The organism is Hymenobacter cheonanensis (assembly GCF_030581075.1).
Taxonomy (GTDB): Bacteria; Bacteroidota; Bacteroidia; order Cytophagales; family Hymenobacteraceae; genus Hymenobacter.
Window position 1 is genome coordinate 105837 of sequence record NZ_JAUQSW010000014.1, and the last position, 15770, is coordinate 121606.

Sequence of the window (15770 nt, forward strand, 5' to 3'; positions counted from 1 at the left end):
TCCTTTTCCATGAAACCGAAATTTGTACGTTTCAGTGTGCTCATAGCTGCCCTAGCGGCAGCGCCCGCCGCCTTTGCTCAAACAGGCGCAACTTATGTCGCAGGTTCGTTCGGCTCTTCTTATGGGCTTTCGCCAGGTAATTACTACAGCTAGTACTGTTCCCAGCAGCGGGGATTATCAACTGTGGATTTATCCAGAAACTGCTGCCGCTGACCACACTCATTATGACGTCTATGTTAACGATGTGTCATTTGACCCGGCAGGCTGTTTTACGCGGAATGTATTTTACCAAAATATCAGCTCCATTCCGCTAGTAACTAAAACGCAAAACGCAGGGGACAATCTCTGCCGGCCAAGCAGTTACCACCCTGCGCTCCAATGGACCAGCTTTGGTACTCAACAGCCAAAGCATCACGCTGGTATCTGGCCAGCAGATAAGCTTACAAGAAGGCTTTAGTATGGAGCAAGGGGCTACTTTCGAAGCTGTACTAGGTGGCAACTCGTGCGCCGTTGCCCGCACTAGCCAAGGCAACTCCGGGTGGACATATACCCCCACTACCGATGCAACGCCTTCTACTGATTCCACCGCTACGCCATCTACCCAGCAGGTAGCCAGGCAAGACCAAAGCGCCAGCACGGTTTGCCCTACTCCTACGAGTGACCAGCTAACCAGCACGGCAGCGCCTGATAAGGACGATGGCAGCCCCCAACAAGCCGTCATCGTTAACAGCTACGGCGTAGAAGTCAGACGTATCAGCTTACGCGGCGGGCGAGCGACAGCAACTGTCAAGGATTTGCCCCGAGGCATGTACTACCTGCTCACCCAGAGTAAAGACAAAGTGAATACGGTACGCTTCGCAATCGAGCGGTAATGTTAGACGTTAGTATCTTATCTGAAAAGCCCCGGCTATAGGCCGGGGCTTTTTCTTTGCCCTATGACCTTCTATTTCTTCCGCCTGCTCTCGCCCGTCGTGCAGCACTACCAGGTGCTCAAGCCTAAGCCTTACTTGGGTAATTGGTCCCTATAAGCTGCTCACAGAAGACCCAAACACAGCCAGATAAAGGCGCTACGCGCACCACATTAAAAAACCCCCTCAGTGAGCTACTGAGGGGGTTTTAGCGGAGAAGGGGGTATCGGAATAGCTGCGGTGCACACGCGCCAATATGCGCCTACCGGACTGCACGCCGCTTCTCTACCAGTGGCGCGCACCGGCAGCTAGCGCGGGGTAAACCGCATTTCAGCGCACATACGCACATAGCTTTCAGGCCGTATGTGCGTCAGATTGGGGGGCTGCGCCGAGCTTCTGAAAGCCGTCGAGCACGGTGCGCTCGGTGGCCTCGCTTTCCAAGTGCACGTAGGTCATGGTGGAGGACAAGTTGCCGTGGCCCAGCAAATCGCGCATAGTGAGCGGGTCTACCTTCATCTTGGCCAGCAGCGCCCCGTAGGTGTGGCGGGCCGTGTGGGTAGAGGCGGCCTGCCACTTCGGGAGAATCGTTTCGTGCTTGACGGTGCCCTTGTAGCGCACCCGCACGTAGGGCGCGTCGATGCCGGCCGCGCGCAGCATCTGCTTGATAAGGTTGCCCGTTTGCTGGCGCGAGATGACGGGCAGCGCCTGCCCGGTGGGCCAGTGCTGGTACTTGTCGAGAATCTCCTGCAACAGGCCCACGATGGGAATCTGCACGGCCGCGCGCGTCTTCTGCTGGTCGAGGGAAATGTGGTTGACCGAGGCGCCGGCCTTGATGTGGGGCCGCAGCAGGGCCACCGTATCGGAGTAGCGCAGCCCGCACAGGCAGCGGGCCACGAATACGTCCTTCTGGCGCATGAGGCTAGCCTGGCTGGCCGGGGGCTGCCAGGCGTGCAGGCGCTGCACCTCCTCCCAGGTGAGGTAGCACTTCTTGGCCTCGTGGGCAAAGCCGTTCTTGATGAACTTGGTGGGCAAGCCGGCGTGGGCCACCAGGTTGCGCAGCATGTTGAGGTGCTGATGAATCGTGTTGTTGAACAACGGCGTGTCGCGCACTAAGTAGGCGGTGTATCGCTTGGCCCACTGCTCATCTACAGCGGCCGGGGTTACGTGGGGGTCGAAGCGCTCCATCCAGTCCACGTACTGCTTGCTGCGGTCGAGGTAGGCTTTGGCCAGGTGGGCGCCGTTGTCGGCCTGCCAGGCCGCCAGTACGGCCCGCATGGGCTGCTGGGCGAGGGGCAAGGAAGTGGGGCTAGCCGGCACCGGCGTTACCGGTGCCTTGGCTGGGCGCCCGGCCAGGGCCGTTACGGCTGCCTTAAGCAGGGGGGCCAGGGCCGCGTTGCTGAGCTCGCCGGCATCTTCGAGGCGGCGGCAAGCCTTGGCCACGGCCAGGCGCAGCTCGTCGAGCTTCTCGTTGAGGGTGCGGTAGCCGTCGGCGCCCTTAAGCAGGTGCGGGGCCGTGGGGCTGAAGTAGGCGGGATGCGCCGCGTAGCCGGTAGCCTGGCGCACGGGGCGCTTCTCTCCTATGCCAACGCTGAGGTAGATAACCCGGTGGCCGGTAGCGGCCGCGACGCTGTGCAGGAAGAAACGGATTTTGGGCTCGGGCATGGGGCTAGGCGGTTGGGCCTGCCAAGTTAGCACCAGGTGCTAGTAGTGTTAGCACGAAAAAGCCCCACCGCACGGGTGAGGCTTCTGCAAGCAAGAATGCCCGGCTAGCCTACCGGCACATGACGGGGGTGTTGTAGCCCTCGGCCTGGCCGTCGAGGTAGCCCTGGTTGTAGTCGGAGGGGTCGTTCTGGTAGTTCTGCTCGGCCCGGGGCCGGTAGTAGGTGGCGTAGTTGTACTCGAAGTTGTTGCCGTCGATGCACTTGTTGCTGGTCGTTTCCGAGAAGCCCTGGTTGTAGCCATCCTGGTAGCTGCTGCGGGTGGCCTGCTGGGTGCGCAGGGGGCTGGCGAGGGGCACGGCGGCCGTGGCCCCGAGCGAAACGAGGCTGAGGACGAGTAGGCGAAGCGTTTGCATGAGGAGAGCTGGGTTTGTGGAAAAGGATAGGCGAAGCAACGCCGTAAGCAGCCGATTACCAAGGACAACCTGTCCGTAGGTGTGACACGCACGGACTCAGTTTTCTCCTATGTTTATGCTACGCCTTTGTAGAATAATCACATCTACAGACTCTACCATGCCTAGGCGCTGCCTTTTGCCTAGCCGTAAATTCCGCGGGTTGTGACATTGCCTCTCTACGTGCCGCGTTACTTTCTGCGCAGCTTTAGCCAGTAGGTGCCATCGGCCCGCTTCTTCGTAGGGCGTACTTCAAACTCGCTGGGGAGTGTTTCAAACTCGCCAACAGGTTTGTGCCTAAAGTCCTCCAGTGCCAACTGGTAGTGACTACCGGGGGCAAAATCAACTAATAGTCTGTATGTTTCATCCAGCCCACGGGACTTAAATGACAGCTGCATTTGTTGGTGGGTTACCACGTCTGTCACGTCAATCAGGATACTTGTCGTTTGGTAGGCAGGCAAATGCACCCAGGTATGCAGCCGGTCGGAATCATCGGTACCGCTTAGCAGGGCAACTGCGGTCGAGTCGCGCGCGCTGATTGCACGAGCACTGTACGCATACTTGCGGTTGTCGTCCATTGCCAGCAACAGCTTACCGCAACCGCATTGGGCCATACTTGACGTGGCGAAGGCCAGCAGCGCACTAAGTAAGAGCAAGTACTTCATCGCCCTAAGATAAGGAGCTGGCCAAAAGTGGCTAGGCTGCTGCCTACTCTCAAGAACCAGGTGCTTCCCGCCTCCCTACGTGCCAGCCGTAGCAGGTGATTCGTTGCATGGGGGGAAGATAGAAAAAGCCCCGGGGTGAGCGGGGCTTTGCGGATAGTGGTTGCTTCCTGCCGGAGATACTGGCTAAGTTGGATTCTCCGTCATACTGGAGACGAAGAAAGCAAAATAGTAACCATACCTGACCAGCACATCAACGCCTATCAGCAAGGCCAGCGCCGCCGCCTGCCCCCACCGCCGCTGCCACAGCCGCCACACCAGCAGCCCAGCTACCCCGAACGGCAGCAGCAGGGCTATCTTCTCCCACGCCAAGAGTATATACATCGCCACCGCCATGTACTCACCCCTATAGGCCAGGAATGCATAGGCGGCTGGCAGCAAAAAAATGCCCAGCAGGTGGGCAGCCCAAAGCAGGCGAGTAGGGAGTTTGCTAAGTAATAGCATGTGATGGTTGCGCCAGCAGGTAGTTAGCGACTTTTCCCCTATTCGCGGGGCTTGCGGGTAGCAGAAGCTACAGCTCCTAGCGGCCCCAGCCACCCAGCGCCCGGCTAGCTACGGCGGCCACCCCCAGCGCGCAGGCCCGCTGAAGCTCCGGCCAGGGCTAGGTACTCGTGCTGAGTGAAGGCGCGAAAGAGACCGTGATGAAGGGGGCTCTCTTAAACTACGCCGTTTAAGGTCACTACCTTTTAGGGGGCTTATGGAAGCCGCATCCAAATTAAACTCTGTAAAATTTACAGAGCTTGCAGGAGCCTTCTTTTAAGCTCCGTATAATTTACGGAGCTTGGCAGATTGGGCCTTTTCAAATCCCTTAATTCTAGGAGTTAGGTATTGCTGATGTAGGCCCGGCAATCGGTTTCGCTTACCCAGTAGCAGGCACCGATGCGCTTATGCGGTAGCCCCCCGCGCCGCCCACCGAACTCCGTCCACAGGGCTAGCTCTTCCAGGAGCTTCGAGCGGCTGGGGCCTAGGCGCATCGTGAGGCGGTCATCGTATCCCCGGCCGCGAGTAGGAGTGGCGCCCAAGTGGTAGGTGCGCGTATCGGGTCTATCAGCCAAGGGCACTCCTGCCTCTGCTGGGGCCAACCCATATGCGCGGGCTAAGACGGGGTTTTCTAGCAGGAAGCTGGCGACTGCTGCTAACTGGGCAGGCGATAGGGTAATGGTGGGGGTATTGGCGCTCATAGCACGGTCAGGCGGTTAGGCAGGAGGAGTAAGAGCAAGTTACCGTCCAAGGCCACCCACGGCGCACAGGCCCGCTAAAACCTCGGCCACGGTTAGGTGCTCGTGCTGGGTGGAGGCCGGGAAAGTGAAAGCGAGCAGGAAAGCTAACATTAGGAGCTTATTCGTGGAAGAGATACAAAAGACCCCGATAGTGGGCGACGCTTTTTGCATCTCCTCCTGCGATAGATATACTGTTAAGGGATACAGAAATCCTGTGTCAAAATAGAATTTCTAGTTCTCATCTACAGCATACTTATTAGTTTGCAACTGGACAAACATTCTATCTACTAAAGGGGTCACAACAGATTTGACTTTATCATACTCCTCAGTCAGCAACATACTGTACTTATTTTCAAAAACCATCTTCTTATCGAACTCTTGTTCTGTGTCAACTTCTGACCCTAGAATAACTTGAGAGTTTTTAGGAAGATTTTGAGAAATAAATTTGAGTATAACAGGCATATTGACATCATCCTGTCCCTGTTGATTAGGTGAATCAATTACTAGAGGAACCGAAAAATTAGCATATGTTCCACCACAAACGCTCCACAATGCGGCGTAGTATGCTAATATCGAGCGAGGACCACCACTACCTGATATGTCTGGCCTGCTAGTCAACTTTAGTTTAGACGTATCAATTATTGGCAAATTGAGGTCTGTAAGTGCTGAACGATAAGCATTTCTAAAGCTACTTAAAATAGATTTAGACCTGCTGATATCTGTCAACGCTTTTAACTCCTCATTAAGCCTTTGTATTTCGCCTGCTTGAGCATCTATTGCCTGATTGAGAGATAAACCCTCTTCCTCAAAGACTTTGAATGCATTTTCTGCTCCTAGACTAGCTACAACATCACTAAATTTCAAATCGCCTTTGCGCCTGTCTAGTATAGCTGCTACTTTACTGTAATCTTTTTCTAATTCAAGAAGCTCTTGCTGAGTTCTTGTATAACTGGAATTAACCTTTTCCGCGTCTTCGTTCAACTCGATAACAAGTTTGCGCAAACTACGGGCATCATCTGCATATGTCAGAACCTCTAAAAAAGACTTTTCGTGTATAACACCGCACGTTGGGCATTCAAGTTGAGTATGAGATTCGGACTTCTTTAAATAATTTACATCCTTCTCGTATACAGCTAATGTGTCATTAGCAAGATTAATCTGCACTGATATGTTATGCAGAATTTCTTGCTCCCGCACCGCACTCTCACGCAACAGCTCTTGCTTTTTATTTATAGCATTTACTTCGCTTGTGAGCATAGCAATTTCCGTTTCAAAATTACCTGACTGCACTTTTGGCCCTGAAAGTGTCATTTTTTCATCGAAACGCATTCTCGTGCGCTTCAATAACTTCTGTTCTTGATGCAGGTCATCTAATGTTTTTTGCAATAGAGACTTACTAGAATTTATTTCATAGTACTTCGGCGGTTTAATACCTGTGAAATAATCTATTATAGCTGCCGAAGGAGACTTATACTGTTGTAAGCCAGAAAAGGTATCCCAACTGGCTTGCCAGCTACCATCTTGATTAATATAGAAGGGCAAGAAAAAGCATTTAGGGTCAGCAAGGGCTGAGCCAGAATTTTTATTATTCAACACCAAGTTGAACCCTACAACTTTAGCGAAGGCATCTGACCACTCTCTGAAATTTCCAGATGCTACAATAAGCTCATTATCCTGATTGAATAAGGCACGATTTCCTATCTGATGAACAACTTTATATTGCTCACCATCAACGCTAAATATGACAACGGATATTGCATCTTCATCCCACTTATCTAATTTACCTTTAGGCCTAGCCCCTAAAGCGATAAATAAGTTTTTAATCAGGCTGGACTTACCCGTGTGATTCCTGCCGCGCAATAGATTTTTTTCTGGATGAAATTTTATTGTCCGTGCTTTTTTCTCCTTGTTGGAAAGAAGGTAAATACTCTCGAATAGGAAGCTTTTCATACGATTTAGTTCTTAAACTTCTAACGAGTTTTCTTAGATTTGAGCTATACATTTTTCAATGGCCCTCAATGCAAAATGAGCTAGTATTTCGGTTTTTTTAAGTGCTATACTATCTTTTAATTGGCTATAACCTTCTTCAAAAAAATTCATAAGTTTATTAGGTACATTCTTATTAGCTAGCCAAATATCGCAGTGACGAATAGCTTCAGTATCTTGTTTTGACTTGGCGCCCATAAGTTGACGTTTATAAATAGACGCAGCGGCAATTCTAATTCCAGTCGTATCTAATATACCCATTCCTTCTGTAGCGAGAGTAGCTAACCAAGTATTAAGAATATCTACGATATCTGGCAATTCCTCCAATGCACCTAAAGCCTCATCAAACTCCTCTTTACTATACCCATGTTGCACCCGCATTTCATCAAATGATTTGCATGTGTCTGTCTTGGCCCCTAGCGGACCTATTCGGATGAGCAGAGCATCAACAAAAGATTCAGCTTGTCCCGCATGCCTTTTACTACGAGAGCTTAAAAAACTATGGACCAATCCGATAACTTGCGTTTTCGGTGAATCTGGTGACAGTACTACACGCTCTACATACAGACGAGACAAGTCAGGCACCGGTTCACCATTTTGATGAAAAATTTCTAATTCTTTTAGCAAAAAACTAACTTGGTGAGCCGGAAGCTCAGAAAGCTTTGTCGGCAACGAGGTAGCTGCGTTACTACCATCTGCTAAAGTCAGATTACAGCCAGCGTTTGAAATAAACCTAGCTGAACTCTTCAGTCCTTTGAGAGCATGCATACTTGCATACAACTTACCAATCGGACTATTTTTAATCTCCACAGGTGCTTTCACTTTAGCAGTTACTCCTGCTTTTGGCTTAGCAACTATCTTTTTAGGTTTGCTAGGGTCGTCAGGTTGAGGTAGGATAATCAATTCGCTCCAAGTCCACTCACCTCTATCCTTCTTCTTTACTTGATATACATCAATTTTTGTAGGACTAGTAGTAGAGTTTAAAACCGCTACATCTTGTATTGCTTCAAAGAGGACTAGAAAATCTTTCTCCCCCGACTGTGTAAGTTCTATTAAGCGCGTAATTGCCCAATACTTTTGAAACTCTATCCCTTTCGCATTGTGTCCACCACCGCTTTCTGCTAGCGTCTTATCATTTGCAACTGTATATAACTCATCGAACACTGCAATACCCATTGAAATTTAATTTAATTAAATTAGCAAAACAATTTATATATTATTTAGGGAAGCAGCCGCACCGGCACTACTCCATAGAACTCCCTCACCTCCCATATAGAGTGGATATCCTTGCGCTCCACGGTGAACTCGCCACCTCCACCCCCGGTAGCATGTAGCGTCAAGCCATCGCGGTTGTTGAGGTCGTTTTTGCGGATAGCCTTTACAGTCACATCCTCTCCATAATCCACGACGCAAATCGTGTTGTGCAAATATTCCCACTTGCTATCAGGAACAGGCCAGGCAATTACTTGCTGGCCGTCGCGCAAGTTTGGCTCCATACTGTCGCCCTCAATATCAAACACCAACGCGTCGGCGTAGTCCTCGGCTGTACGACCAGGAGGAAGGCGAAATAGTACGGTGTCGAAGATGTCGCCGTCTTTAAAGCGTTGGAGTTGGGCGTAATTGAAACTAGCGCGGGCTTTGAAACTGACGCGGCGCAGTTCTATTACGGGTATGTCAGAGAGCAAGCCAACAGCATGGACGTTGGTCTGGCCAGTAGGATACTTTGAATCGCCCGAAGCGGAATGTATGCCAGGATTTTTTGACACTTCCGAAAGAGAAGCTTGACTTGAATCCTTCTCCCCTGTCAGTAAATAGTCAACACTGACTCCAAAGTACTGAGCCAGCTTAACCAGCTTATCAGGAACGGGGAAGCTTTTACCCTTTTCATAACCATTCACAGCACTACGGGACACGCCAATCAGCTCGCCAATAGCCTGCTGACTAACCTGCTTACTCTCACGTAGCGATGCTAATAAGTCACCAAAGTCTTGCTTGACAGGCATTTATATTTATCTGTAAAATATTTAGCTACATGGTAGCAACATTTACTTGACTTGTCAAGTATTTATCACATACCTTTGCCAACACTAACACTAACCCTCGAAAGGTACACCACTTTTTCTTACTCCAATGGTCGAAAATCCCGCACCCCCCCCCACGAGCATCCGAGACCTGATGCCCGACAACTACACGGTAGAGCTCGCCAAGCGCACGGGCAGCAAGAACGTGTCGAACCTCTCGCAAATCGTGCGCCTGGAGCACACGGCCAGCAAGTACTGGCCCGCCGTGCTGGCGCTGGCCGAGGCCACCAACCCCCAGGGCTACGCCGCCTGGGCCAGTGCCAACCCCGACAAGCTGCCCGCCCTGCCCCAAGCCGCCTAATTCTTCTTTCCACACCTCCCCTACTCTTTCACTGACCACATGGAAAAGCCGCTGCTGCCGCTGCTTGCCTCCGCCCTGAAGGGCGAGAAACCGATTCTGCTCACCGAGGGCCTGCTGCCCGGCGACCTGCTGCACCTCAAGGCCGATGTCGCCGGCCGCCCCGCCGGCACGGTGCTGCCGGTGCTGGGCTACTGCCTCTGCGTCGATGCCCAGGGCCAGCCCTACGCGCTGCGGGCCTACGTGCCGCTCTGCCCCGAGGGGGCCACCACCTACGCCGGCCGCGAAGCCGCCCGCTTCCCCGAGCCCGGGCAGCAGGAGCGCTGGCTGGGTGGGGTTCAGATGTACTTCTCGGAAATCGACCTCACCGACCACGCCCACGAATTGGCCCTGGAGCGCCGCCGCGAGGCCCTGGTGATTGCCATGTACCCCGAGCGCCAGCAGGGCCGCCTGGCCGCCTAGCTAAAGAGGCCCCGGCCATTCGAGGCAGCCGGGGCCTAGTAAGAACCGGCTACCCAGCCGGCAATCCCTTCGAACGGCTAAGGTAACACCCATTTCTTCATCTATTCTTCATAATGAACGGCTTCCCCATCACCCTACCCAAGGACTTCATCGTCGAACTGGTCGGCCCCCTGGTCGAGCAAGGGGTGGCCGCCTACCTCAAAGCGCTGCCCGAGCCCGACCCCTGGCTCACCATTCCCGAGGCCGCGGCCTACGCCAAGCTCACCGAGGGCCACATGCGCCTGCTGGTACTGGGCCGCCCCTACCGGGCCGCCAGCGGCAGCCAGCCCGAGCGGCCGGCGGTGGCGCCCAAAATCGAGCGGGGCGAAACCGGCTTCGCCAAAGGGGCCCGGGTGCGGCGCTCGGCCGTGGATGCTTACCTCACGCGCCACGCCTACCGCTAGCAAGCATGCTGAGCATGCTTAGTATGCTCAGCAGGCACCTCCCTTGTATACAAAGTACACGATGTATACAGCAGGCCAGCATGTCGAAATGCTAGCATTCCAGCATGTTAGCACACAAAAAAACCGGTCGGGGCTGCAACCCCGGCCGGCCATTTTCTCAAACGATTTAACCACTAAAACGCCTGCGGGCACAAAGATAATGACCATGTTCCCTTCCTCCTCCGCCGTCGTAACCCCGCTGGCCGACCTGGCCCAACAAGTAGGCCAGCTCTGCGCCATGCCCACGCCCGAGGCCTCGGCCCCCATTGCCCACGAGGGCACGGTGTACCAAACGAGCGACTACGACCTGTTTCACCTACTGCCCGAAAACCGGCCCGTAGACCTGAACCACGTCCGCAAGCTGGTGGCGATGATTACCCAAAGCAACCTGCTGCACATCAAGCCCCTCGACGTAACGGCCGAGATGGGCGTCATTGACGGGCAGCACCGGCTGGCCGCCGCCCGCGAGCTGGGCCTGCCGGTGTACTACCGAATTGGTCAGCAGCTGAGCGAGGCCGACATTACGACCCTGAACGTGGCGCAGAAGAACTGGCAGGGCACCGACTACCTGCACTTCTGGACCGTGAAGGGCCGCACCGACTACGTGGCCCTGACCGCCTTTCGGCGGCGCCACCCCACCCTGAGCTTTAGCAACGCCAAGATGATGCTGGCCGCCACCAACAAGGGCGGCGCCGAGGAATTTCGCGCCGGCCGCTGGAAAGCGGGCGAAGCCTACAAGGCCGAGCAGGTGGCCGAGCTTATCGAGCGCATCGCGGCCGAGGTGCCCACCTTCAAGCAGCCCAACCACTCGGGCTTCGTGGCGGCCGTGCATCACTGCGTCACCACCCTGGAGGGCTTCGACGGCAAGGAGTTTATGCGCGCCATTCTCTTGCAGCCCCGGGCCCTGGTGCCCTGCGCCGGCCACAAGCAATTTCTGGAGATGTTCCAGGAAATCTACAACTACCGCAAGGCCGAGGCGAACCGGCTCCGCTTTTTCTAATGCTGCCCCGCGCCCAACAGGATGCCCGCCACCGGGAGGTGGTGCGCGCCTACTACGCCACCGGCGATGAAACGCCGCTGGGAACTATGCTGGCCGAGCTGCGGCCCCGCCTGCTCGATTTTCTCAAGGGCAAGGGCCTGCCACCCGAGCGCCGGGCCGACCTCGTGCAGGAAGCCTTAATGCAGGTACTGACCGGCCTGCGGGCGCAGAAGTACGCGCCCACGGGTAGTTTGGCCTCCTGGGCGATGGCCGTTTGCTGGCACTGCTTCACCAATAGCTACCACAGCAAGAAAAACAAGCCCAGCGAGCCCGGCCCCGACGAAAACCCCTTCCTGCTGCTGCCCGCCAGCGTGGCCATGCCCGCCGAGGACTTACCCCTCAGCCAGGAAGACGAGCAGCGCGCCGGGGCGGTGGTGGCCGCCGCCACCCACGCCGTGCTGGGCCTCGACCCCACGGCCCGCGTGTGCGTGCTGCTGCACTACTACCACGGGCTGAGCGAGCCGGAAGCCGCCACCCAGCTCGGCATTGCCGAGGCCACCTTCCGCGCCCGCCTGCGCCGGGCCCTGACCAGCCTGCGGGCCTGGGGCCAGCACCACGCCCACCTGGCCCCGGCATCCGAAATCTACGCTGCCCTGCCCCGCGTGCACAGCGGCGACTTATTCCGCGAGCCGCAGCTAGCGGCCTAGCGCCCCGTGCCCCATGAACGGCTACACCCTCGCCAACCAGTTTCGCAAGCTGCGCATCAGCTTCCTGTTCTCCTGCACCGAGGCCGACTTGTTTTACGAGTTGGTGGCCCTGTGCAACGAGCGGAGCTGGCCTACCGAGTTCCAATACTCAAACCCGCTTCTCTGTGCGACCCTCGGGATTTCGGAGAAATCGCTGATAAGTGCTCGCAACCGACTCAAGCAGGCAGGGCTATTGGAATTCACGTCAGGCCATAAGCGCAGCCCCACGGTGTACCGCTTTCTCGACCCCGATGCCGAAATACCCTTACCTCAGGTAAGCCAAAGCGGCACCCAACGCGGCAGCCAAAGCGGCACCCATACCGGCAGCCAACGCGGCACCTCTATAAATAAGGAAAAAACTAAAAGGAAAACTAAACCCTCAGTGCCGGCTGCCGCCGACGAGGTGGGTGAATCAGGGGATGAGGTAAATTCTTCTCCCAACCCACTCCCAGCCTGGCAAACCTGGCTGCTGGCCAATGCCCCCGAGGTGCTGCGGCTGAAAACCCCGCTCACCGCCGAGCAGTGGGCCAAGCTCGTGGCCGCCTTCGGGGAGCCGCTGACCCAGGAAGTACTGCTGGCCATGCAAAACCACGCCGGGCTAGCCAAGAAGTACACCTCGGCCTACCTCACCGCCCTCGACTGGGCCAAGCGCCGCCAGCCGGCCAGCCCCGCCCCACCCCCCCAACGCCCGGCACTACCACCCGCCGCCGCCGACCCAGTGCTCAACTATGACTTCCTGGCCGAGCAAGAAGCCCGCGAGCAGGAAGAGCTAACCCGCCAGCAAGCCGAGTGGCAGGCCACCCACGCCGTGGCCGCCTAGTCCTCCCCCCCCTTAGCCCCTAGCCCATGTTTTTTGAGTATGACCCCACCGCGACTCTGGACGGCCGCGCGCGCCTCACCGAACGGGCCCAGGCCCTGCGCAAGACCCTGCTGCCGCTACGCGACTACGCCCAGCACCGGGCCGCTAAGCTCGACATCGCTTCGCCCTATGCCCAACCCATCTTCGACCACATCCGGCACCTGGAGACTGCCTTTCAGGCCGTGGCCGACTACCACGCCGCCGTCGAGGAACTGCTTACCATTCACCTGCCCCGCCAAAAGCAGGCCGAAGCCCAGGAGCTGCTGGCCGAGCGCGAGGCCAACCCCCTGTACCGCCTGGGCTACGTGCGGGGCTACCGCCGTGGCCTAACGGTGGGCCAGCAAGCCCACGAGCGGGTGCTGGGCCTCTACGCCCAGCACGCCATCCTACCTACTCCGCCCGGCTACACGTCCTCACCCCTGGTGCAGCGGGTGCAGGCCTTCCTGGCCCGGCTGGGCCAGCGCCACGCCGCCGAGGGCTTCGGCCCCATCCTGCCACCCGCCCAAGCCGCCTGAGATGGGACTCTTCGACGACTTCACCACCCCGGCGCTGGCCACAGGCCCGCCGGCCGACACTACCCGCCCCGACCCGGCCGGCGCCCTGCGCCCGCTCGACGACGCCACCTGGGGCCGCATGCAGCACGACTACCAGCACGGCCGCACCAAGGGCGAAACCACTCACCTGCCGGCCCTGGATGAGCACTTCAAGTGGATGGCCGGCTACTGCAACGTGTGGACCGGCTGGCCCGGCGACGGCAAGACCGAGTTTATCTATCAATTGCTCTTGCTGCGGGCCGTGTTCAAGCGCAAGAAATCGGCCATCTTCTCGCCCGAGAACATGCCTGAGGAGCAGATTTACGACCAGCTCATCCACGCCCTCACCGGCCAGAATCCTGACCGCAGCTGGGCCAATCACTTAGCGATGAACCGCTACGCGCTGGCCAAGGAGTTCGTGCGGGCGCACTTCCTGGTAGTGTACCCCGGCAAGGGCATGGGCCGCACCCCGCAGCACCTGCTGGGCTACTTCGAGGCCGCCATTGCCAAGCACGGCGTCAGCCACTGCCTGCTCGACCCCTGGAACAAGGTAGACCACTCGGCCATGAACGCGCTGGGTGGCTACGAGGCTTACCTGACCAACGTGCTGGGCCAGCTCACCGACTGGACCGTGGACACCAAGCAGAGCCTCACCATCACGGCCCACCCCAAGCGGCTCGACGGGATGAAGTACGGCCAGGCCCGACCTATCCCCGACGGCACCAGCATTTCGGGTGGGCAGACCTGGGAGAACATGGCCCACGTCATCGGCACGGTCTACCGCCCCTACAAGCACCTGCCCCGCACCGACCCGCTGTTTCGGGAGGTAGCCATCTACCTGCACAAAATCAAGAGCCACAAGCTCGTGGGCTTCCCCGGCAGCATAGGCGAGGGCAGCGAGCGCCCCGACATCAGCCTGAGCTACGACTGGCAGCAGGCCCGCTACCTGCTCAACGGCGTGAGCCCGCTGGCCTGCGCCACGGCCGAAGGCTTCTACATCCCGGCCGCTGAGCTCAACGCCCACCACGCCGCGCCGGGCCTGCGCACGGCAACAACCAACGAGTTCAATAACTGGCACCCCCACGGCAGACCCATCACCCTACCCGCCGCATGAGCTGCCCCCACCTGCACCCCGACACGCTGGTCGCCTGCACCCAGGCCGCCCACGCCTACGACCCGGCTTGCTACTGCGTCATTCACTGGAACTACCGCGACGCCCCACCCGGCCGCAAGTACCTCAAGTACCCGAGTAAATGGCTGGAGGCAAGCGTGTACCGCTCCCTGCCCGCAGGCACGCCCGACCGCTGGGTGCTGGCCGTCGCCGCCGACACCGGCCCCAACCTGCTACGCTTGCTGCGGCAGGAGCTAGCCGCCGTTGCCCAGGGCCAGCGGCCCGACCCCTCGCTGCTTGCTAGTACCTACTACTGCCAGGCGGTGCGCACTGCCGTTGCGCACCCACTACTACCGGCTAGGCAGCTCGTTCGAAGCCTGCACGCCCTGGCCGCCCGGCTGCCCAACTACGAAGCCGAGGCGCTGGCTACAGAGCTGGAAGCCGCCATTGACGAGCGCGCCGGCCAGGCCCACCGCCCACCCGAGGGCGGCGGCTGGATTGCCTCGCAGCCCCGCACTACGCACGAGGTACCGGCTTTCCCGCCGTGAGTGCCCCCTTCATCTACGGCCACTGCTGGCACCACCACTGGCCGCCGATGGACCCGAAGCAGGATGCCAGAACGCTGCCCCTTACGGAAGCCGCGACACATCTGCAATCACCCCAATAGCACCAGCTGCCAGCAATATGCCACAGCCAATCACTGCCCGTTCCAGCCACTTAACCTTCTCAATGCTGGCTCCCTTTCCAACTGCTAGCTGCTGCCTAGCCTGTTCGCGAAGGCGAATTGCAGGGCCGGTCAGAATAGCCCCTAATCCTAGCAAAAAGAGCGGTATCGTATTGGCCTTGTGGGTGGTCACAACAACTAAAAGTAAGCTCATACCACGAAGGTAGTGGCTAGTTCCTCTCCATGAGCCCTTACAACGACCCCGCTGTGTCGGCTGGCGAGATAGCCGACTACCTCGACCAGTTGCGCATTGAAGCTACCCCTTCACCTCGACCAGCTGCGACCACGCCACCTAGGCAGCTACATACCCTCGAAGAAATAAAATAGCCAACCGATTGCCCCAAACGCAGTGCCTGCTAGTGCTAGTAATAGCACCGTCCGAAAATACTGTTTTTGAAAGGATTCCTTGAGATTCATTCTGCAAAACTAATGCCCCGCACTGCCGCCCGAGTAGATGCCAACCAGCCCGCAGTCGTCGAACGGTTGCGGGCTACTGGCCTTTAACGAAGACGAGCGTGTAGATACTGCTGCTGCCCGGTCCAAACGTGC

At 57.1% G+C, this 15770-nt stretch carries 21 protein-coding genes; 12 read left to right on the forward strand and 9 right to left on the reverse strand.

Going from position 1 to position 15770, the window contains the following annotated elements; genetic code table 11:
- The first annotated feature begins 9 nt into the window (after positions 1-9).
- Positions 10-153 (forward strand): hypothetical protein, encoded by a 144-nt coding sequence (locus Q5H89_RS21430; protein WP_305021376.1) that lies wholly within the window; start codon positions 10-12, stop codon positions 151-153.
- A 188-nt stretch (positions 154-341) separates the two neighbouring features.
- On the forward strand, positions 342-872 hold the full coding sequence (locus Q5H89_RS23350) for a 3-coathanger stack domain-containing protein (RefSeq protein ID WP_369810688.1): 531 nt from the start codon (positions 342-344) through the stop codon (positions 870-872).
- A gap of 390 nt (positions 873-1262) precedes the next feature.
- Here the strand turns inward: Q5H89_RS23350 and Q5H89_RS21435 are convergent, their stop codons facing one another.
- From Q5H89_RS21435 to Q5H89_RS21470, 8 genes are all read right to left on the reverse strand, one after another.
- Positions 1263-2570, reverse strand: a complete 1308-nt coding sequence (locus Q5H89_RS21435; RefSeq protein WP_305021377.1) for a tyrosine-type recombinase/integrase — start codon at positions 2568-2570, stop codon at positions 1263-1265.
- Between the two features lie 109 nt (positions 2571-2679).
- Positions 2680-2982 carry a hypothetical protein gene (locus tag Q5H89_RS21440; RefSeq protein ID WP_305021378.1) on the reverse strand — a complete coding sequence of 101 codons (303 nt, stop codon included), beginning with the start codon at positions 2980-2982 and terminating at the stop codon, positions 2680-2682.
- Between the two features lie 227 nt (positions 2983-3209).
- The gene (locus Q5H89_RS21445; protein ID WP_305021379.1) at positions 3210-3683 is read right to left on the reverse strand and encodes a hypothetical protein; all 474 of its coding nucleotides are present in this window, start codon (positions 3681-3683) and stop codon (positions 3210-3212) included.
- A gap of 183 nt (positions 3684-3866) precedes the next feature.
- Positions 3867-4184 carry a hypothetical protein gene (locus Q5H89_RS21450; protein WP_305021380.1) on the reverse strand — a complete coding sequence of 106 codons (318 nt, stop codon included), beginning with the start codon at positions 4182-4184 and terminating at the stop codon, positions 3867-3869.
- Positions 4185-4561: 377 nt separating this feature from the next.
- On the reverse strand, positions 4562-4795 hold the full coding sequence (locus tag Q5H89_RS21455; RefSeq protein WP_305021381.1) for a hypothetical protein: 234 nt from the start codon (positions 4793-4795) through the stop codon (positions 4562-4564).
- A 396-nt stretch (positions 4796-5191) separates the two neighbouring features.
- Positions 5192-6910 carry a hypothetical protein gene (locus Q5H89_RS21460; RefSeq protein WP_305021382.1) on the reverse strand — a complete coding sequence of 573 codons (1719 nt, stop codon included), beginning with the start codon at positions 6908-6910 and terminating at the stop codon, positions 5192-5194.
- A gap of 33 nt (positions 6911-6943) precedes the next feature.
- Positions 6944-8122, reverse strand: coding sequence for a dsDNA nuclease domain-containing protein (locus Q5H89_RS21465; RefSeq protein ID WP_305021383.1), 1179 nt, complete (start codon positions 8120-8122; stop codon positions 6944-6946).
- 44 nt (positions 8123-8166) lie between these two features.
- Complete coding sequence (locus Q5H89_RS21470) at positions 8167-8949, reverse strand: XRE family transcriptional regulator (RefSeq protein ID WP_305021384.1); 783 nt, start codon at positions 8947-8949, stop codon at positions 8167-8169.
- 127 nt (positions 8950-9076) lie between these two features.
- On the opposite strand from Q5H89_RS21470, the gene Q5H89_RS21475 reads away from it, so the two are divergent.
- The 9 genes from Q5H89_RS21475 (at position 9077) to Q5H89_RS21515 (ending at position 15045) form a co-directional block, all read left to right on the forward strand.
- Positions 9077-9328, forward strand: coding sequence for a hypothetical protein (locus Q5H89_RS21475; RefSeq protein WP_305021385.1), 252 nt, complete (start codon positions 9077-9079; stop codon positions 9326-9328).
- A 39-nt stretch (positions 9329-9367) separates the two neighbouring features.
- On the forward strand, positions 9368-9787 hold the full coding sequence (locus Q5H89_RS21480; protein WP_305021386.1) for a hypothetical protein: 420 nt from the start codon (positions 9368-9370) through the stop codon (positions 9785-9787).
- 113 nt (positions 9788-9900) lie between these two features.
- Complete coding sequence (locus tag Q5H89_RS21485) at positions 9901-10230, forward strand: hypothetical protein (protein WP_305021387.1); 330 nt, start codon at positions 9901-9903, stop codon at positions 10228-10230.
- A 205-nt stretch (positions 10231-10435) separates the two neighbouring features.
- A complete protein-coding gene (locus tag Q5H89_RS21490) occupies positions 10436-11269 on the forward strand; it encodes a hypothetical protein (RefSeq protein ID WP_305021388.1) in 834 nt (277 codons plus the stop codon).
- Positions 11269-11955: an RNA polymerase sigma factor gene (locus Q5H89_RS21495; protein ID WP_305021389.1), complete on the forward strand. Its 687-nt coding sequence runs from the start codon at positions 11269-11271 to the stop codon at positions 11953-11955. The genes Q5H89_RS21490 and Q5H89_RS21495 overlap by 1 nt, the downstream gene beginning before the upstream one ends.
- Positions 11956-11968: 13 nt before the next feature.
- Positions 11969-12814, forward strand: a complete 846-nt coding sequence (locus tag Q5H89_RS21500; RefSeq protein ID WP_305021390.1) for a hypothetical protein — start codon at positions 11969-11971, stop codon at positions 12812-12814.
- 26 nt (positions 12815-12840) lie between these two features.
- Entirely contained in the window at positions 12841-13368 is a 528-nt protein-coding gene (locus Q5H89_RS21505) for a hypothetical protein (RefSeq protein WP_305021391.1), read from the forward strand.
- A gap of 1 nt (position 13369) precedes the next feature.
- Entirely contained in the window at positions 13370-14500 is a 1131-nt protein-coding gene (locus tag Q5H89_RS21510) for a hypothetical protein (protein ID WP_305021392.1), read from the forward strand.
- Positions 14497-15045 carry a hypothetical protein gene (locus Q5H89_RS21515; RefSeq protein WP_305021393.1) on the forward strand — a complete coding sequence of 183 codons (549 nt, stop codon included), beginning with the start codon at positions 14497-14499 and terminating at the stop codon, positions 15043-15045. The genes Q5H89_RS21510 and Q5H89_RS21515 overlap by 4 nt, the downstream gene beginning before the upstream one ends.
- A gap of 81 nt (positions 15046-15126) precedes the next feature.
- Here Q5H89_RS21515 and Q5H89_RS21520 read toward each other — a convergent pair whose 3' ends face one another.
- Positions 15127-15375, reverse strand: coding sequence for a hypothetical protein (locus tag Q5H89_RS21520; protein ID WP_305021394.1), 249 nt, complete (start codon positions 15373-15375; stop codon positions 15127-15129).
- A 29-nt stretch (positions 15376-15404) separates the two neighbouring features.
- On the opposite strand from Q5H89_RS21520, the gene Q5H89_RS21525 reads away from it, so the two are divergent.
- Positions 15405-15548, forward strand: a complete 144-nt coding sequence (locus Q5H89_RS21525; protein ID WP_305021395.1) for a hypothetical protein — start codon at positions 15405-15407, stop codon at positions 15546-15548.
- Positions 15549-15770: the final 222 nt, after the last annotated feature.